At 66.2% G+C, this 18,704-nt stretch carries 12 protein-coding genes, 2 tRNA genes and 1 pseudogene; 5 read left to right on the top strand and 10 right to left on the bottom strand.

Translation table 11 applies throughout. The features are described 5' to 3' along the window. Positions 1-70: 70 nt before the first annotated feature. Together ACI2KK_RS22215 and ACI2KK_RS22210 are read right to left on the bottom strand one after the other, a co-directional pair. The gene (locus tag ACI2KK_RS22215) at positions 71-934 is read right to left on the bottom strand and encodes a methyl-accepting chemotaxis protein (RefSeq protein ID WP_404670620.1); all 864 of its coding nucleotides are present in this window, start codon (positions 932-934) and stop codon (positions 71-73) included. Continuing rightward, a pseudogene (locus ACI2KK_RS22210) lies at positions 926-1,990 on the bottom strand (methyl-accepting chemotaxis protein); the annotation flags it as partial. The gene ACI2KK_RS22215 and the pseudogene ACI2KK_RS22210, both read right to left, overlap by 9 nt. Positions 1,991-2,258: 268 nt before the next feature. On the opposite strand from ACI2KK_RS22210, the gene ACI2KK_RS22205 reads away from it, so the two are divergent. Further along, a complete protein-coding gene (locus ACI2KK_RS22205; protein ID WP_404670612.1) occupies positions 2,259-4,133 on the top strand; it encodes an MFS transporter in 1,875 nt (624 codons plus the stop codon). 110 nt (positions 4,134-4,243) lie between these two features. Here the strand turns inward: ACI2KK_RS22205 and sugE are convergent, their stop codons facing one another. The 4 genes from sugE to rdgC form a co-directional block, all read right to left on the bottom strand. Beyond that, on the bottom strand, positions 4,244-4,561 hold the full coding sequence (gene sugE, locus ACI2KK_RS22200; RefSeq protein ID WP_217842233.1) for a quaternary ammonium compound efflux SMR transporter SugE: 318 nt from the start codon (positions 4,559-4,561) through the stop codon (positions 4,244-4,246). A 127-nt stretch (positions 4,562-4,688) separates the two neighbouring features. Continuing rightward, positions 4,689-5,150, bottom strand: a complete 462-nt coding sequence (locus ACI2KK_RS22195; RefSeq protein WP_404670611.1) for a hypothetical protein — start codon at positions 5,148-5,150, stop codon at positions 4,689-4,691. A gap of 116 nt (positions 5,151-5,266) precedes the next feature. Beyond that, positions 5,267-6,229 (bottom strand): bile acid:sodium symporter family protein, encoded by a 963-nt coding sequence (locus tag ACI2KK_RS22190; protein ID WP_404670610.1) that lies wholly within the window; start codon positions 6,227-6,229, stop codon positions 5,267-5,269. 127 nt (positions 6,230-6,356) lie between these two features. Then, positions 6,357-7,277: a recombination-associated protein RdgC gene (gene rdgC / locus ACI2KK_RS22185; RefSeq protein WP_404670609.1), complete on the bottom strand. Its 921-nt coding sequence runs from the start codon at positions 7,275-7,277 to the stop codon at positions 6,357-6,359. A gap of 206 nt (positions 7,278-7,483) precedes the next feature. Between rdgC and ACI2KK_RS22180 the strand changes: the two genes are divergently transcribed. The 3 genes from ACI2KK_RS22180 to ACI2KK_RS22170 all read left to right on the top strand — a co-directional run bounded on the left by ACI2KK_RS22180 (position 7,484) and on the right by ACI2KK_RS22170 (position 9,505). Beyond that, positions 7,484-7,559 (top strand) — tRNA-Val (locus tag ACI2KK_RS22180). A 13-nt stretch (positions 7,560-7,572) separates the two neighbouring features. Continuing rightward, positions 7,573-7,649 (top strand) — tRNA-Asp (locus ACI2KK_RS22175). 155 nt (positions 7,650-7,804) lie between these two features. Beyond that, on the top strand, positions 7,805-9,505 hold the full coding sequence (locus tag ACI2KK_RS22170; RefSeq protein ID WP_404670608.1) for a molecular chaperone HscC: 1,701 nt from the start codon (positions 7,805-7,807) through the stop codon (positions 9,503-9,505). Here the strand turns inward: ACI2KK_RS22170 and ACI2KK_RS22165 are convergent. The 4 genes from ACI2KK_RS22165 to ACI2KK_RS22150 form a co-directional block, all read right to left on the bottom strand. After that, the gene (locus ACI2KK_RS22165; protein ID WP_404670607.1) at positions 9,499-12,132 is read right to left on the bottom strand and encodes a molecular chaperone DnaJ; all 2,634 of its coding nucleotides are present in this window, start codon (positions 12,130-12,132) and stop codon (positions 9,499-9,501) included. The two genes, ACI2KK_RS22170 and ACI2KK_RS22165, sit on opposite strands and share 7 nt — an antisense overlap. Further along, positions 12,129-12,824, bottom strand: coding sequence for a DUF1266 domain-containing protein (locus ACI2KK_RS22160; protein ID WP_404670606.1), 696 nt, complete (start codon positions 12,822-12,824; stop codon positions 12,129-12,131). The genes ACI2KK_RS22165 and ACI2KK_RS22160 overlap by 4 nt, the downstream gene beginning before the upstream one ends. A gap of 500 nt (positions 12,825-13,324) precedes the next feature. Then, on the bottom strand, positions 13,325-14,098 hold the full coding sequence (map, locus tag ACI2KK_RS22155; protein WP_404670605.1) for a type I methionyl aminopeptidase: 774 nt from the start codon (positions 14,096-14,098) through the stop codon (positions 13,325-13,327). After that, complete coding sequence (locus ACI2KK_RS22150) at positions 14,095-14,298, bottom strand: ParD-like family protein (protein ID WP_217842241.1); 204 nt, start codon at positions 14,296-14,298, stop codon at positions 14,095-14,097. Before ACI2KK_RS22150 ends, map begins: the two co-directional genes overlap by 4 nt. Positions 14,299-14,590: 292 nt before the next feature. On the opposite strand from ACI2KK_RS22150, the gene ACI2KK_RS22145 reads away from it, so the two are divergent. Continuing rightward, a complete protein-coding gene (locus ACI2KK_RS22145; RefSeq protein ID WP_404670604.1) occupies positions 14,591-18,613 on the top strand; it encodes a molybdopterin-dependent oxidoreductase in 4,023 nt (1,340 codons plus the stop codon). The last annotated feature ends 91 nt before the right edge of the window (positions 18,614-18,704 follow it).

Here is an 18,704-nt window from a genome sequence, read left to right as displayed (position 1 = left end):
CATTGCGGGGCAATCCCGCTCCCACGTGATCCGCGTGGGAGCGGGATTGCCCCGCGATGGTGTTTGCTGATCAGAAGCGGAAGCGGCTGATCATCTCCTGCAACTGCCCGCCCAAGCGCGCCAGCTCGACGCTGGACACCGAGGTCTGCTGGCTGGCTTCGGCGGTTTGCTCGGAAATATCCCTCACCGTCACCACGCTGCGGCTGATCTGCTCGGCCACCGCGCTCTGCTGCTCGGAGGCGGCGGCAATCTGCTGGTTCATCAGCTCGATGGCCGATACCCGGCGGGTGATGCCTTCCAGCGCCAGGCCCGCTTCACGCACCAGCGCCACGCTGCTGCTGGTCAGGCTCTGGCTCTCTTCCATCAGGTCGCTGACCGAACGGGTGCCTTGCTCCAGGCTGCTGATGGCCGACTCGATCTCGGCGGTGGAGGCCTGCGTGCGCTGGGCCAGCCCGCGCACCTCGTCGGCGACCACGGCAAAACCACGCCCGGCCTCACCGGCACGGGCCGCTTCGATGGCGGCGTTGAGTGCCAGCAGGTTGGTCTGTTCGGCCACCGCCTTGATCACATCCATCACCTTGCCGATGCGCTGGCTTTCGCTGCGCAGGGCGTCCATGGCCGAGTTGGTCGAGTCCACCTGTCTGGCCAGGCGGTCGATCTGTGCCACGGCGCGGGTCACCACGCTGTCGCCTTCACGGGCTTCCTGGTCGGTGGCGCTGGCGGCTACCGAGGCTTCGCCGGCATTGCGTGCCACTTCGTGCACGGTGGCAGCCATTTCCTGCATGGCAGTGGCCACCTGGTCGGTCTCGACCTTTTGGTTGTTGGCCCCGGCGCTGGTCTGGGTGGTGATTGCCGACAGCTCTTCGGTGGCGCTGGCAATCTGGCTGATGCCGTCGCGCACGCCGCTGATCAGCTGGCGCAGGTTGCCGGTCATGGCCCGCAGGCTGTTCTGCAACAGCCCCAGCTCGTCGCGACGCGCGCTGGCCGGCTGCTCGCCAAGGTTGCCGGCGGCCACTTGCTCCATGGCCTGCAGCACCCGCTGCAGCGGCTGGCTGATCTGCCGGGCGATGAGGATTGCGGCGACGATGCCCAGCAGCAAGGCGAGGGCGGTGGTGATGATCTGCAGGGTCTTGGCGAAGTGGCTGTCGTTGGCCACGGCCACCGCCTGGCTGTCGAGCAACTGGCCGATCAGGGTGTTCAGGCCCTCGACCTCGGTGCCCATGGCGGCGCGGTAGTCCACCAGCTTGCTGACTTCGCCACGGAACGCCTCGACCGCGCCGGCATAGGCGCGAACCTGGGCTTGCAGCTGGGTGAACTGCTCGGCGTAGCTGCCGTCGAAGCGTGCCACCAGCTGTGGCAGGTCGTTCACCGTGGTGGCGATCTGCGTGTTCATCAGCTTTTCGGTGTCGGCGTTGGTGTTACCGGTGTAGCCGCGCACGTGGTAGCGCAGCAGGATCAGGTTCTCCCGCACCTGGTTGATCGCCTCGCCGCGCACGTAGCGCTGTTCGGCGTCGGGCAGGGCGCGTACCTGCTTGCGGATCTGCTCGATGCTGGCAAAGGAGCTGGTGGCCAGGGTGCCCATGTCCTTCTGCGCAGCGCGCATCTTCTGGTAGGCCTCAAGGCTCAGCGCCTGGTTGCCGGCATACGCCTGAAGGTGCTGCTCGGCCTTGCCCAGGATCGCCTGGTTGGACGGCGTGCGGATCACCGCGCGCAGTTTCGCCAATGGCGCCTTGAACGCGTCCATGGCCGACTGCAGGGCCTTGCCTTCGTCTTCGCCGCCGTTGCTCATGGCGTGGCGCAGGCGCGCTTCGCGCAGGTCACCCAGGGCGTCGTTGAGCCCGGATACCGCGCTGACCACCTCGCTGCGCCGTACCAGGCTGGACAAGCCGTCCCAGCTGACCAGCGACTGCGCCAGGGCGAGGGTGAGGACCAGGCCGAAGCCAAGGGCGAGTTTGTGCGCGATCTTAAGATCGCCGAACCACCTGAACATGTGCTGCTGAGCTCCTTTTCTTATGCGTGTGGGGAGACCGGAGGTCTGTTCCTTCTGTTAGATACAGTCATCTATATGAATTGTCGGCAGGATACGCCAAATCTGAACGGAAGATTGTGAAAAGGTGATGTCATTGTGATATCGCGCAATGTCGGACCGTTCCGAGATCGCGCCTGCGGCTTGCCTGCGGTGGCCGAAAACGTGCAGATTTGTGGCTTCCCGCGCTGTGCGTGCCTCCAATGACAAAGCCCAACCAGGTACACGGACGATGAGTCACCCCTCGCAATTCACCCTGCTCGGCAAGCGGCGCTTCCTGCCGTTCTTCATCACCCAGTCGCTGGGTGCCTTCAACGACAACCTGTTCAAGCAGTCGCTGATCCTGGCGATCCTCTACAAGCTCAGCCTCGAGGGTGACCGCTCGATCTGGGTCAACCTGTGCGCGCTGCTGTTCATCCTGCCGTTCTTTTTGTTCTCGGCGTTGGCCGGGCAGTTTGGTGAAAAGTTCGCCAAGGACCGGCTGATCCGCGCCATCAAGCTGGCCGAAATTGCCATCATGGCCGTCGGTGCCGCCGGCTTCATCACCGGCCACCTGGAACTGATGCTGGTGGCGCTGTTCGCCATGGGCACCCACTCGGCGCTGTTCGGCCCGGTGAAGTATTCGATCCTGCCCCAGGCGCTGCGTGAAGAAGAGCTGGTGGGTGGCAACGGCCTGGTGGAAATGGGCACCTTCCTGGCGATCCTCGCCGGCACCATCGGCGCCGGGGTGATGATGTCCTCCAGCAGCTACGCCACGGTGGTGGCCGGCGGGGTGGTCGGTACCGCGGTGCTCGGCTACCTGGCCAGCCGCTGGATCCCGCGCGCTGCCGCCGCCGCGCCGCAAATGCAACTGGACTGGAACATCTTCAAGCAGTCCTGGGCCACCCTGCGCCTGGGCCTGGGGCAAACCCCGGCGGTGTCGCGCTCGATCGTCGGCAACTCGTGGTTCTGGTTCGTCGGCGCCATCTACCTCACGCAGATCCCGGCCTACGCCAAGGACTGGCTGCACGGCGACGAGACCGTGGTCACCCTGGTGCTGACCTTGTTCTCGGTAGGCATCGCCGTGGGTTCGCTGTTGTGCGAGCGCCTGAGCGGGCGCAAGGTCGAGATCGGCCTGGTGCCGTTCGGCTCGTTCGGCCTGACCCTGTTCGGGCTGCTGTGGTGGTGGCATTCGGGTGATGTGCCGGCCACCGAGGTGGCCCACGACTGGCTGGCCCTGCTGGGCATGCATCAGGCCTGGTGGATCATGCTGTCGATCGTCGGTTTGGGCGTGTTCGGCGGCTTCTACATCGTGCCGCTGTATGCGTTGATCCAGGCGCGCACGGCCGAGGGCGAGCGGGCCCGGGTGATTGCCGCCAACAACATTCTCAACGCGCTGTTCATGGTGGTGTCGGCGATCGTCACCATCGTGCTGTTGAGCCTGTTCAAGCTGAGCATCCCGCAGCTGTTCCTGGTGGTGTCGCTGTTGAACATCGCGGTCAACGCGTACATTTTCCGCATCGTGCCCGAGTTCACCATGCGCTTTCTCATCTGGTTGCTCAGCCACTCGATGTACCGGGTGCAGCACCGTGAGCTGGAGCGCATCCCGGACGAAGGCGCTGCACTGCTGGTGTGCAACCATGTCTCGTTCGTCGATGCGTTGCTGCTGGGCGGGGCCATCCGCCGGCCGATCCGCTTCGTCATGTATTACAAGATCTACAACCTGCCGGTGCTCAACTTCGTGTTCCGCACCGCTGGCGCCATCCCCATTGCCGGGCGTGGCGAGGACGAAGCTACCTACGAGCGTGCCTTCGCTCGCATCGCCCAATACCTGGCTGAGGGCGAGCTGGTGTGCATCTTCCCCGAGGGCAAGCTGAGTGCGGACGGTGAAATCGATGTGTTCAAGGGCGGGGTCAAGCGCATCCTCGAAGAAACCCCGGTGCCGGTGATTCCGCTGGCATTGCAGGGGCTGTGGGGCAGCTTCTTCAGCCGTGACCCGAACAAGGGCTTGTTCAAGCGTTTGTGGTCGCGGGTGACCATCGTTGCCGGCCCGGCCATTGCGGCCGAGGCGGCCAAGCCCGATGCGCTGCGTGAGCAAGTCAGCCAGTTGCGCGGTGACCTGCGCTGAGGCATAGCTGGGGATTTGTGCCGCCCCTGTAGGAGCCGGCTTGCCGGCGATGAGGCCCGTTCAGGCAGCGATGTTGTCTGCCAGGGCCCAATCGCCGGCAAGGGGGCAAGTCAGCTGGCGCTGACTTTCAGGCCGATCAGGCCGGTGACGATCAGCGCAACGCTGAGCAAGCGCACCAGCGCCATGGACTCGCCGAACAGAATGATCCCGGCGATCACCGTACCCACCGCACCCACACCGGTCCAGATGGCATAAGCGGTGCCCAGCGGCAGCTCCTTCATGGCCAGGCCCAACAGGCCCAGGCTCACGGCCATGGCGGCAACGGTCAGAACAGTGGGCAGTGGGCGGGTGAAGCCGTCGGTGTATTTCAGGCCAACGGCCCAGCCAACCTCGAACAGGCCGGCGAAGAACAGGATGATCCAGGACATGGTGAGTCTCCATCGTGTTGAAGGATGGGGCCGTCCCCTTGAATGTCACGCAATGCGTCGTGAGGCCGTCCTCACCGTGGCTGCCATGGTGCCCAACGTCAGCGCTGCGGGCAAGCCGCGCCTGGGTTCAGAACCGATACACGCCAATCTTGTGGATGTGCACCAGCAGTTCGCTGCCTGCACCTTTCAGGGCCTTGACGTCGTTGCCGCTGGCAGTCCAACGCCTGCCGCCCTTGGTCGAAATCGACACCGAGGCCTCGGGTGTGCCTCGTGGTACCAGCTCGCGACCATCAAGGTGATGAATGGCCCAGATCCTTTGTGCATCGGCATAGAAGCCCAGGTAGTCATTGTGGTTCAGGCTCAGGACACTGCCATTTTGGCTGCCCCCCTTGGTGTATTCCTTGATGATGTAGCCCTCGCCGTCCTCCAACTGATAGCAGCCGAACCAGAGGGTGGTGGGCAGTACCTGCCCCTGCATGACCTGCAGCCATCCGCTGTCGCTGATGCGTATCGGGCATCTTGTGCCATTTTTGATCAGGTAAAGGTCGGCGATGAAGCTTTTCGAGGTGTCGAGTCTGGATTCGTCCATTGGCTTGCTCCTGTGTCGAAGGGCCTGAGGTGTTCAGGCGAGGGCAAGTTATGGCGATGCGGGAAGAGGCGGCAGCAGGAGGGGCTTCCTGCTGCCGTTGCAGCCGGGTAGTGCCTTCAACGGGGCTGCGCCAGCTCCCCGTCAAGGATTTCAGGCTCTTTCATCCGCCGGAACCAGGTAGAAAGCAGCGCGCCGGAAATGTTGTGCCACACGCTGAACAGCGCACTGGGCACCGCCGCCAAAGGCGAGAAGTGCGCCGCCGCCAGCGCCGCGCCAAGCCCGGAGTTCTGCATGCCCACCTCCAGCGCCAGCGCCTTGCGCTGGGCCAGCGGCAGCTTGCAGAACTTGCCGGTCAGATACCCCAGCAGGTAGCCGAAGCTGTTGTGCAGCATCACCACCGCCATGATCAGAAGGCCGGATTCGGCGATCTTGGCCTGGCTGGCCGCCACCACCGCGCAGACGATCATCACGATGCTCACCACCGACACCAGCGGCAGTACCTGCACCGCCGCCTGCACCCGTGCGCCCAGCAGGCGCTGGGCCAGCACGCCAAGCACGATCGGCAGCATCACCAGCTGCAGGATCGACCAGAACATGTCCATGAACGAGACCGGCAGCCAGGCCGAGGCGAGGAACCAGATCAGCGCCGGGGTCAGCAGGGGCGCCAGCAGGGTGGTCACCGCCGCGATGGCCACTGCCAGTGCCAGGTCACCGCGGGACAGCCAGACCATCACGTTGGAGGCCGTGCCGCTCGGGCAGCAGCCCACCAGGATCACCCCCACGGCGATCTCGGCCGGCAGGTGGAACAGCTGGCACAGCAGCCAGGCCATGCCCGGCATGATCACGAAATGCGCCACCACCCCCAACGCCACCCGCCACGGTTGGCGGGCCAGAGCGGCGAAGTCGTCGAGCTTGAGGGTCAGGCCCATGCCGAACATCACCAGGCCCAGCAGTGGCACGATGGCCACCTTGAGCGCGATGAACCATTGCGGCATGAGGAAGGCCAGGATAGCGAACACCAGCACCCAGAGGGCGAAGGTGTTGCCGACGAAGCGGCTGAGGGCGGCGAGGGCGCGCATGGGGCAGAACCTCCGGTTCAGCTTCAAGCTGCAAGCTTCAAGCTGTAAGTGAAAGCGGCGCCTGATCAGGCGCCGCGGATGCTTTTGATTGCTCTTGCAGCTTTCAGCTCGAAGCTTGCCGCTGCTGTCAGACCCCCTGCGGGATCTCCTCGCCACCCAGCGCCTCGAACAGCGCCGGCAGGAACTCGCGGAGGGTCATCATCATCAGCTGGAAGCTGGCATCGAACTGCTGCGCGGCTTCATCGCCTGCGTCCTGCTCGGCCTGCTCCTGCAGCAGCTCCTCGAACTTCAGGCGCTTGATCACGGTCTTGTCGTCCAGCACGAACGACAGCTTGTCCTGCCAGGCCAGGGCCAGTTGGGTGACCACCTTGCCGGTGCTCAGGTGCAGCTGGATCTCTTCGCCGGTCAGGTCCTGGCGCTTGCAGCGCACGATGCCGCCGTCTTCGGCGGTGTCACGCAGTTCGCACTCGTCCAGTACGAAGAAGTCCGGCGCCGGGCTTTGCGACTTGACCCAGTCGGTCATGGTCGCCACCGGGGCGATCTTCACGCTGACCGGGCGCACCGGCAGCGAGCCCATCACTTCGCGCAGGGTCGACAGCAGGTCTTCGGCGCGCTTGGCGCTGGCCGAGTTGACCAGCACCAGGCCCTGGCGCGGGGCGATGGCGGCGAAGATCATCGAGCGGCGGATGAACGCGCGCGGCAGGAAGGCCTGGATGATCTCGTCCTTGATCTGGTCGCGCTCCTTCTTATAGACCTTGCGCATCTGCTCGGTCTCGATCTCCTCGACCTTCTCCTTCACCGCGTCGTTGACCACGCTGCTGGGCAGGATGCGCTCTTCCTTACGTGCAGCAATCAGCAGGAACTCGCCACTGACGTGTACCAGCGGCGCGTCTTCGCCCTTGCCGAACGGGGCGACGAAACCATAGGTGGTCAGTTCCTGGCTGGCGCAGGGGCGGGCCGGCTTGCTGGCCAGGGCGGCTTCCAGTGCTTCAGGCTCGAACGGGACATCCTGGGTCAGGCGGTAGGGCAGCAGGTTCTTGAACCACATGGGGGGGAATCTCTCCTTAATACATAAGGCGGGCATTATTCTCCGAGCAGTGCTTCCAGGCCAACCCTGTCAGAGGGCCAGCAGCGTACTAATAAGGAGGAAAACCGGGGGTGCGCTAGGTCTTTGAAAAATATTCAAAATAATTTGAAAAAAGTGCTTGCCAGGGTGGGGGCTCCTCCGTAGAATGCGCGCCACACCGAGACGAAGGGTGATTAGCTCAGCCGGGAGAGCATCTGCCTTACAAGCAGAGGGTCGGCGGTTCGATCCCGTCATCACCCACCACTCGATGTATAGCGCGGCGGTAGTTCAGTCGGTTAGAATACCGGCCTGTCACGCCGGGGGTCGCGGGTTCGAGTCCCGTCCGCCGCGCCATATTATGCTTCAAGGCCCACTGAACACCTTGAGGCAACAGAAAAAGCGACCTTAGGGTCGCTTTTTTTGTTTCCGGCATTGCGTCAGAATGCCCCTGTCCGCCGCCAAGGCCGCCAGGCCGGGCGTCGGGTCTTTCCGCAAGCAAGAGACCGACCATGCAGGATGCCAGCCTCTCTCCCCCCGCAACGCCTCCGCTCCTGGGTATCGACCTGGGCACCACCAACAGCCTGATCGCCGTTTGGCGTGATGGGCAGGCGCAACTGATCCCCAATGCCCTGGGCGACGTGCTGACCCCTTCGGTGGTCAGTGTCGACGACGACGGCAGCATTCTGGTCGGCCAGGCCGCCCGGGCCCGCCTGACCACCCACCCGCAGCTTACCGCCGCCGCCTTCAAGCGTTTCATGGGCAGCGACAAGCGCTATGCCCTGGGCGAACACCGCTTCACCCCTGAAGAGCTCTCGGCCCTGGTGCTGGGCGCGCTCAAGCAGGATGCCGAAGCCTATCTCGGCTGCCCGGTGAACGAGGCGGTGATTTCGGTGCCGGCCTATTTCAGCGACGAGCAACGCAAGCGCACGGTGTTCGCCGCAGAGCTTGCCGGGCTCAAGGTGCAGCGGCTGATCAACGAACCGACCGCCGCCGCCATGGCTTACGGCCTGCACGAGCAGAAGTTCGAGCGCACCCTGGTGTTCGACTTAGGCGGCGGCACCTTCGACGTCACCGTGCTGGAATACGCCCTGCCGCTGATCGAGGTGCATGCCTCCACCGGCGACAACTACCTGGGCGGTGAAGACTTCACCGAGGCACTGCTGCAGGCCTGCCTGCGCGATTGGGAGCTCAAGGCCGAAGCGCTGGAGCCCCAGGCCCTGGCCAGCCTGTACGACGCCGTCGAGCAGCTCAAGCGCCAGGCGGGCGAGGGCACTGGCAGCTTGCGCTGGAACGGCGATGGCCAGCCCCGTGAATGGCAGGTCGACGAACTCAAGCTGCAGTCCATCTGGGCGCCGCTGCTGGCGCGGGTGCGCGCGCCCATCGAGCAGGCCCTGCGCGATGCGCGGCTGAGCCCCAAAGAGCTGGACAGCCTGGTGCTGGTGGGCGGCGCCACGCGCATGCCGCAGGTGCAGCAACTGGTGGCCAAGCTGTTCGGCCGCCTGCCGTACCGCCATCTGGACCCAGACACCATCGTCGCCCTCGGCGCCGCCAGCCAGGCCGCCTGCAAGGCCCGCGACTCGGCCATCGACGAGTTGATCCTGACCGACGTCTGCCCCTACACCCTGGGCATCGCCTCCAGCCGCGGCGAAGAAGTCAGCGGGGCGTTTTCGCCGATCATCGAGCGCAACACGGTGATCCCGACGTCGCGGGTGCAGCGCTTCTACAGCGGCCATGCCGAGCAAAAGGTGGTGCGCATCGCCGTGTACCAGGGCGAGCGGCCCTGGGTGCGCGACAACATCCTGGTGGACAGCTTCGAGATCCCGTTGCAGCCCACCGGTGAAATCCAGTCGCTGGACGTGCGCTTCAGCTACGACATCAACGGCCTGCTGGAAGTGGACGTCACCTTCATCGAGAGCGGCCAGAAGCACAGCCACAGCATCGACCGCAGCCCCACCGGGCTGGATGCCGAGGCGCGCCAGGCCAGTCAGGAGCGCCTGGCCAAGCTCAAGATCCACCCCCGCGACACGCTGCCCAACCGCACCCTGCTGGCACGCCTCGAGCGGGCCTGGATGCAGAGCCTGGGCGATGAGCGCGAGCTGATCGCCAGTTGGCTGGATGCCTTCAACCAGGTGTTGTCCGGGCAGCAGGCCGCAGAGATCAGCCGCGAGCGCCAGGCCCTGAGCCAGGCGCTCGACGAACTGCGCTACTGACCGTTGAGGCGGCGCAAGGTGGCCTGCAGGCCACCTTGCAGCGGGGTGGCTTCGCCGGGTACCGGGCCATAGCGGTTGGGCAGCTTGTTGCCGGGCACTGCCAGCAGCACCAGCGCCAGCCCCGGGAACACCCGGCTGAGCACCAGCACCCCGAGCAGTGACGGCACGCCCTGGCCGCAGTCACGCAGGCGGCGCAGGGCGCCACTGATCACCAATATCACCGTCACCGCCATCATCGCCGGCAGCAGCTTCAGCAAAAAGCCGCTGAGGATCGCGGCCAGCAGGTGCAAGGCAAAGCCCGTGCGGTTCAGGCGGCTTTTGAGCTTCCAGAATTCCCACACCTTGGCCGGTGGCTCGCTCAGGTCGTTGGCCAGCATGCGCTCGGCCCAGCCAAGCACGGCCATGATCGCGCAGCGCAGGGCCGGGTTTTCCCGTGGCTCATCCTTGACTCGCTGCAGCGCAAGCAGCACACGGGTCTTGGGCGGGGTGCAATGAACCAGCAGCGACTCCAGTGCTTCCAGCAAATTACGCACCAATCGCTGCTCCATGCCCAGCTCGCGCAGGGCCTGAGCCGGGGGGCGGCGGATCTTGCCTTCGAGCAGCCCTTGGCGCCAAGGCTCGAACCAGTCGCCTGGCACTGATACCGCCATCAGGCGCTGGTGCAACGAGGCGTGCTGGGCTTCGTCCAGCGAGCGGTCGTGGTAAAGCACCGCGCACAGCAGTACGTAGCTCAGGGTGTTGCGCTCGCTCAGGCTGCCGTCATCGTTGTCCAGGCAGTCGAGCAACTGCGCCGCGCCGGGCAGCCGTGCGCTTTTCAAGGCCTGCTCAAGGGTCGCCAGGCGTGCCGCGATAATCGCCTGCACCGGGTCCTGGCGCTCCAGGCTACCCAGCAGGCCGCCGCCCTGGTGCTGCAGCAGGCGTGCGTGGGTGGCGGCGAACGGGTGGTCATCGGGGTACTGCAATTGGCAGGTAACGGCCGGGTCGATCAGCGCCAGCCAGCGTGTAGGCTGTTCGATCATCGCCAGCATGAACAGCTGCTGGCGGTGCCATTCCCACAGCTCCTCGCCCTTGGGCATCGTTGGCAGGATGATCCCGTCCTCGGCGATGCGGCCCTGCATGTGCATGGCGAAGGGCACGGTGAACATGCGCTGCATCTCGAAGTTGCAGTTGAGCTCGTAGATGGCCTGGGCGGTGTAGCGGCGCATGCGCCGCAGCCATTCGCGGCACAGCGGGCGGGTGGCGTCTTCGAGCAGGCCGGCGGGCAGTGGCGCCTCGGGGGTGACGCTCAGGCAGTAGTGCTGCAGCGCCTGGGCCACCGGGGATTGTTCCAGCCAGTGGATTTGCTGGGTGGCCTGGCGCTGCAGGCCTTCGACGATCAGTGCATCGAGCGGGTGCTCGCCCGGGCGGTGGGCGAGCACCAGGCGCAGCAGCCCGGTTTCACCGCGTTGCAAGGCCCAGGCATGCCAATACAACTGCTGCAGTTCGCGGTCGTCCTGTTCCTGCAGCAGCCAGGCCAGCAACGGCAGTTCGTCATCGCCGTCCAGGCGCCAGTCGATGAACAGCCCGGCGATGCCGTCCAGTTGCAGGCGTGCCGCCGCCGACCAGCGCATCAAGGTTTGCGGCGATTGCCCGGGGCTGCCCCAGGCCTGGGCCGGGTCAGCCAGGTCGGTTGGCCAGTTGGTCGGGGTTTGCTGGCGGTCCAGGGCCTGGATCAGCAGCGGCAGGCGCAGTGGCTGGTCGCGCGAGCAGATGTCGATCAGCCAGCGTTCGGCCTGCGGGTGCTGGTGCTCGCGGTACAGGCGCAGCCAGTAGCCCAGGGCATCCTGCTCGGCGCCCAGGGCGCTGGCCTGGCGGGCCAGCAGGTAGAGCAGGTCGGCGCTGTCTTCGCCCTGGGCCTGGCGCTCCAGCAACTGCTCGTAAAAGCTCGGGCTGGCCACGCCGGCGTGGCAGAACTGCTGCATCAGGCGCTGGATCAGCGCCGGGTCATCGGGCAGTGCCAGGCAGGTGTGCTCGTTGGCGAATTCTTCGTACTCGAACAGCGGCCGTTGCTGGTAGCAGAATTCGAGGCTGCGCAGGTACCACAGCGCTTCCATCTGCGCGGTGGCCGGCCAGTCGCGCATCAGCGCGGTGTCGAACGGGTCGGGCTGCTCCAGGCGGTCGAGCAGGGCTTCGGCGTGTTGCGGGTGGTCCAGGCGCAACAGCTGGTCGGCCCAGGCCAGGCGTCGGGCCAGCAGGCCGGCGCAGTGGTGGGACAACGGCCCGCAGTCGTACAGGGTGTGCAGCAACTGGCCGCTGAGCTGGTCGAGTTCGTCCAGCGGCAGGTCGTCCAGCGCGGCGATGTAGCTTTGCCAGGCCTGCGGGTCGAAGCGCTGGGCCGGGTCTTCGAGCAGGTCGTAGAAGCGCTGCAGGGCAGGGGGGGTGGCTTCTGGTTGCGACGTTGGCTGCGCTTCTTGCGCGGCATCAGGCTCGCGGGCCAGGCGCAGAGCCTGTTCGTAGGCTTCGCGCAGGGCCTGGAAGCCTTCCGGGTCGGTCTCGGGGTGGTGCGCCGGCAAGCGGCCGCGGTAGGCCAGGCGAATGGCATCGAGGTCCTGGGTCGGTTCGATGCCCAGGCGAATCCAGCAGCTCATGACCAGCAGTCCTCTTCCAGCGTGGCGGGGCGGGGTGGTTCGGGCAGCTCCATGTCCCATGGCAGCCCGGCCAGCAGGTCCTGGGCGCCGTGGCGCAGGTTGAGCACGATGCAGCGGTTCCAGTGGTCGCTGCCTTGGCGCTCCAGGCCTGCGGCCAGTTGCTCGTCGCTGCTGTCGTTGGCGATGTTCCACAGCGCCTTGCCGAACAGGTAGCCGGCCAGGTAGCGGTCCCAGCGGTTGTAGTAGTGGCGGGCGCGCAGGGCCAGGCGGTAATGCAGGTAGAGGCTTTCGTCGAGGCTGATGTAGCCTTTTTTCAGCCCGGCGCGCAGCAGGTAGCCCATGCGCGCCAGGTCCCAGGCGCGGGTGCCGCCGGGGCCGCAGTCGGGGAAGGTGTGGGCGGCGTACTGGTGCAGGATGCGCTGGCGCGGTTCGAGGCTGTCGAGCAGGGCTTGCCACTGGCTGGGCAGGCAGCGTTGGTATTGCCAGTAGGCGCCGGCCAGCTCGGTGGCGTGGCCGGTGTCGGCCATGCCCAGCATGCCGAGCAACTGGGCGCGGTTGCTGATGCCCCACCAGCGTTCGAGGTCGGCTTGCTCTTCGTCTTCGTAGTAGTCGGGGGCGGTGTAGCTGGCGCCGTTCAGGGCGGCCATGGGGGCTGACAGGGCATGCAGCCAGTTTTGTGCGGGTTCGTCCATGATGGGGTCCTTGCTGGGGCGCTGGGGATTGTAATGCAATGGGGTGTGGCGGGGTAATCGGGGGCGGGGCTGGTAGGTGTTCGGCGGGGGGGCGCGTCAGGGCTGACAGGTGCTCGCCACAGACCTTGCAGCGCCTATGAGATCGAGCGCCGCCCGCGCGGCGCTTCGCGGGTGAACCCGCTCCCACAGTTTGTTTCGGGCCAATTATTCCTGTGCAGGTACCAGCGCCTGCCCTGGCGCCTGTCTTGAGTCATGTGGGGCCCACCTTGAAACCGCGTCGTACAAACAAGGCGGCCCCGGTACCGGCACAGGAGAGACTGGCCCGAAACAAACTGTGGGAGCGGGTTTACCCGCGAAGCGCCGCGCGGGCGGCGCTCGATCTCATAGGCGCTGCAAAGGCTGTGGCGAGCACCTGTCAGCCCTGACGCGAACCTTCGCCGAACACCTGCCAGCCCTCACGCGAACACCTTGAAAGGGATGGCAAAGATAAACCCCAAACCCTACCCCCGCTCCTCCCCCCGCAAGGTCAAAACCTCATACCCGCTCTCGGTCACCGCCACCGTATGCTCCCACTGCGCCGACAAACTCCGGTCCCGGGTAATCACCGTCCACCCATCGCGCAACCCGCGGGTCCCGCGCCCGCCCTGGTTGATCATCGGCTCGATGGTAAACACCATCCCCGGCTGCAGCTTCAGCCCCATCCCGCGCTCACCGAAGTGCAGCACCTCGGGCGCCTCGTGCATCTGCTGGCCGATGCCATGCCCGCAGTACTCGCGCACCACGCTGTAGCCCGCCGCCTCGGCATGCACCTGAATGGCATGGCCGACGTCCCCGAGGGTCGCCCCCGGGCGTACCTGCTCGATGCCTTTCCACAGCGCCTGGTAGGTGGTGTCCACCAGCCGCTGCGCGTCCGCGCTGATCTGCCCGATGCAGTACATCTTCGACGAGTCGGCAATGTAGCCGCCCTGTTCCAGGGTGATATCCACATTGACGATCGAACCCTCGGCCAGCACCTCGTCAGCCCTCGGCATGCCATGGCACACCACATGGTCCACCGAGGTGTTCAGGGCGTAGGGGAAACCGTACTGCCCCTTGCTCGCCGGCCGTGCCTTGAGCTGCTCGACGATGAACGCCTCGGCGCAGTCGTTGATCTGCAGGGTGCTCACCCCGGGGCGGATAAAACCGTCCAGGTGGGCGAACACCTGGGCCAGCAGGTCGCCGGCACGGCGCATCAGGGCAAGCTCGGCGGGGCCCTTGAGAATCACCTTGCTCATTGCAGCAGTTCCTTGAGCTTGGCCTGCTCCTGACGCAGCAGCTGGCGCAGCAGTTCCTGGTAGGTGGCCTGGGGGTGCAGCTCGGCCAGCATGCCGATGCGGATCCAGTGTTCGGCCTGGGCGTTGATCGAGCGCGACAGGGCGGCGCTGGCGATGCGCAGGTCTTCGTGGAGGTCGTCGCAGATCTTGACGATGCCCATTGGGGGGTACCTTTGTATATGAAACGTATATGGATCATATCGTCTTGGGGTGAGCAAGTGCCACCTGTTGGTGCGTGATTCACCATTGAGGTGCATGAGGGCAGCCGTCCCCATCGCCGGCAAGCCGGCTCCTACAGGGGAATGGGGTTGGCCCGGGATTTGCTCTCGCTCAGGTATCCAGGCCATCAACGACGATGGCCGCTATTCATCACGACGAAGGCGCCGTGTTGCCCCGCTTGCCATCAGCAGGCGGGGCAGCCGGCGCCTTTGCCGTTTCTGCAGGAGATCGTCGATGAGCAGCAGCGAGGTACGCAGCGTTTGCCCGTATTGCGGGGTCGGGTGCGGCATCGTCATGAGCGTGCGCGACGGCAAGGTGGTCAAGGTCAGCGGCGACAAGCAGCACCCCAGCAACTTCGGCCGCCTGTGCACCAAGGGCCTTACCGCCCATGTGCCGCTGGACGCCGGGCGCATGGCCCAGGCCTTCGTGCGCCGCCAGCGCCAGCAGCAGCCGGTGCGCAGCGCCATGCCGGCGGCCATCGACGAGGCGGCCGCGCGCCTGCGCGCGATCATCGACCAGCACGGCCCTGACGCCGTGGCCCTGTACGTGTCCGGGCAGATGTCGCTCGAGGCCCAGTACCTGGCCAACAAGCTGGCCAAGGGGTTTATTCGCACCCGCCATATCGAGTCCAACTCGCGGCTGTGCATGGCCAGTGCCGGCAGCGGCTACAAGCAGTCGCTGGGCGCCGACGGCCCGCCCGGCAGCTACCAGGATTTCGAGCGCGCCGAGGTGTTTCTGGTGATCGGCGCGAACATGGCCGACTGTCACCCCATCCTCTTTCTGCGCCTGCTCGACCGGCTCAAGGCCGGGGCCAAGTTGATCGTCGTCGACCCCAGGCGCAGTGCCACCGCCGACAAGGCCGACCTGTTCCTGCAACTGCGCCCGGGCACCGACATGGCGCTGCTCAACGGCCTGCTGCACCTGCTGCACCTGAACGGCCATACCGACGCCGCGTTCATCGCCCGGCATACCGAAGGCTGGGATGACATGCCGGCGTTTCTTGCCGACTACACCCCCGAGCGCGTCGCGGCCATCACCGGCCTTGCGCCCGAAGCCATTGAACAGGCTGCCCGGCTGATCGGCGCGGCCGGCGAGTGGATGAGCTGCTGGACCATGGGCCTGAACCAGAGCATCCACGGCACCTGGCACAGCAACGCGCTGTGCAACCTGCACCTGGCCACCGGCGCCATCTGCCGCCCTGGCAGCGGGCCGTTTTCGCTTACCGGCCAGCCCAACGCCATGGGCGGGCGCGAGATGGGCTACATGGGGCCGGGTTTGCCGGGGCAGCGCTCGGCGCAGGTCGAGGCTGACCGGACGTTCGTCGAGCAGCAGTGGCAGTTGCCGGCTGGCAGCCTGCGCAGCGAAGGCGGCGAGGGCACCGTGGCGCTGTTCGAGCAGATGAAAGCCGGCGAGGTGAAGGCCTGCTGGATCATCTGCAGCAACCCGGTGGCCAGTGTCGCCAACCGCCAGCAGGTGATCGACGGCCTCACCCAGGCTGAACTGGTGATCTGCCAGGATGCCTTTCTCGACAGCGAGACCAACCGCTACGCCGACATTCTGCTGCCCGCCGCGCTGTGGGCCGAGGGCGAGGGGGTGATGATCAACAGCGAGCGCAACCTCACCCTGATGCCACGCGCCGTCGAGCCCCCCGGCGACAGCCTGGAGGACTGGCGCATCATCGCCCGCATCGCCTGCGCCATGGGCTACAGCGAGGCCTTCGACTACCCCGACGCCGAAGCGGTGTACGACGAAATCCGCCGCTTCTGGAACCCGGCCACCGGCTACGACCTGCGCGGCATCGGCTACCCCGAGCTGCGTCAGCAACCCCGGCAATGGCCGTGCGCCCCTGGGCGTGATGATGACCGCAGCCCGCAGCGTTACCACAACGATGGTGTCAGCCAGCAGTTGCTGCAGGAGGCCGATGGCACACAGCCGGCGCTGGCTTTCCCCACCCCCAGCGGCAAGGCGCGCTTCTTCGCCCGGCCCTGGCTGCCGCCAGCCGAGCTGCCGGACGAGGCCTTCCCCTTCGTGCTCAACACCGGGCGCGTGCAGCACCAGTGGCACACCCTGACCAAGACCGGCAAGGTGGCGAGCCTGAACAAGCTTGAGCCCGGCCCCTTCGTCGAGCTTCACCCCGATGATGCCCGCCGCCTGGGCGTGCGCGACAAAGACCAGGTGGCGATCCGCTCGCGCCGCGGCCAGGCCGTGTTGCCGGCCCGGCTCAGCGACCGTGTGCTGCCCGGCGGCTGCTTCGCGCCGTTTCACTGGAACGACCTGTACGGCGAGCAATGGGCGATCAACGCCGTGACCTGCGATGCCGTCGACCCCACCTCGCTGCAACCGGCCTTCAAGCACTGCGCCGTGGCCCTGGAGCGGGTGGCCGGCGAACGCATCGACACCCTCGACCTGACCACCGCCACCCCTTCGGAGCCCACCAGCATGCCGACCGCCACCCTGTCCCGCCTGCTCGGCCTGGACGCCTTGCCGGCCCCGGTGCTGGCCGAGGACGAGCGCCATTACCTGCAAGGCTTTCTGCTGGGCTTGGGCCAGGCCCGCGCCGAGGGCGTGCCGAGCCTGCCGGCCAGTGCGCCGCTGGTGCCCAGCCGGCGGTTGTTCGTCGATGGCCTGCTGGCCGGGCTGTTCGCCCAACCGGCGCCGGCGGTACAGGAGGTGTTGCAGCAGGCGCCGCCGCACCGGGTGCTGTGGGCTTCGCAAACCGGCAATGGCGAGGCCTTGGCCGAACGCTGCGCCGAGCGGCTGCGCGGTGCCGGCCTGGCCGTGGAACTGAGCTGCATGGAGGCAGTGAGCCCGTTGCAATTGCAGGGCGCCGCCAGCGTGCTGCTGATCGCCAGCACCTTCGGTGACGGTGAGGCCCCCGACAGCGGCGCGGCGTTCTGGCAGGCATTGCAGGGCGAGGAGGGCGGGCACTGCGCCACGCTGCCTTATGCCGTGCTGGCGCTGGGGGATTCGAGCTACGACCAGTTCTGCGGCTTTGGCCGCAAGCTCGACCAGCGCCTGGCCGACCTCGGCGCCAAGCGGTTGCTGGCGCGGGTCGATTGCGAACCGGATTTCGACGACGCCTTCAATGCCTGGCTGGAGGCACTGCTCGGGCAACTGGGCAGCACCGAGGCTGCGCCTGCGCAGCTTGAGCAAACCGTCAGCTACAGCAAGCAGCAGCCCTGGCTGGCGCCGCTGCTGGAAAACCGCCTGCTCAATGGCCCAGGGTCGAGCAAGGAAACCCGGCAGATGGTGTTCGACCTGCGCGACAGCGGGTTCACCTACCAGCCCGGTGATGCCCTGGGCGTGTGGCCGCGCAACTGCCCGGCGCTGGTGGCAGAGCTGCTCGAGCTGATGCAACTGGACGGCGAGGCCAGGGTCGAGCTCAAGGGCCAGGCAGCGACGCCGCTGGCCAGCGCCCTGGAGCGCCACCTGGAAATCACCCGGGTGAGCACCGCGCAGCTCGAACTGCTCAGCCAGGGCCACGAACAGTTGCAGCGCTTGCTGCAGCCCGAGCACAAGGCCGAACTCAAGGACTGGCTGTGGGGCCGGCAACTGGCTGATGTGCTGCGCGCCTTCCCCCAACAACTGCCGCTGGCCACCTGGCTGACCCTGCTCAAGCCATTGCAGCCGCGCCTGTACTCCATCAGCTCAAGCCCCGCCGCCCACCCAGGCCAGGTGCACCTGACCACCTCGACCGTGCGCTACGGCGAGCGCAAGGGCGTGTGCTCGGCGTTTCTCGCCGACCGCGCCGGGGCACTGGAGGTGGCGATTTTTCCGCAGCCATCCAAGCATTTTCACCTGCCCGAAGACGACAGCACGCCGATCATCATGATCGGCCCCGGCACCGGCATCGCGCCGTTCAAGGGGTTTTTGGAAGAGCGCGAAGTGCGTGGGGCCAGCGGCGGCAACTGGCTGTTCTTCGGCGAGCAGCAGGCTGCCTGCGACTTCTACTACCGCGAGCAGCTACAGGCCTGGGAAGCCAGCGGCCACCTGCGCCTGAGCACTGCGTTCTCCCGTGACCAGGCCGAGAAGATCTACGTGCAACATCGCCTGCTGGAGCACGGCGCCGAGTTGTGGAACTGGTTGCAAAAAGGCGCATACGTTTATGTGTGCGGCGATGCCCAGCGCATGGCCAAGGATGTCGACGCCGCGCTGCGCCAGGTGGTGGCCGAGCAAGGCGGCATGGATGCCGACGCGGCGGCGGCCTATGTCGAAGCCCTGGGGCGGGACAAGCGTTATCGGCGTGATGTGTATTGATACGTGCACCAGAGTGGGGAAGGTTGCACCGGGTTGGTTCGCCAGTGTTCATGCAGCAGCCCCTTTTGAATGAGTAGCAGGCCCCTGTGGG

Origin of the sequence: Pseudomonas sp. NPDC089406 (assembly GCF_044900265.1) — a bacterium.
Taxonomy (GTDB): Bacteria; Pseudomonadota; Gammaproteobacteria; order Pseudomonadales; family Pseudomonadaceae; genus Aquipseudomonas; species Aquipseudomonas fakonensis.
This window is presented reverse-complemented; position numbering and strand designations above follow the sequence as displayed.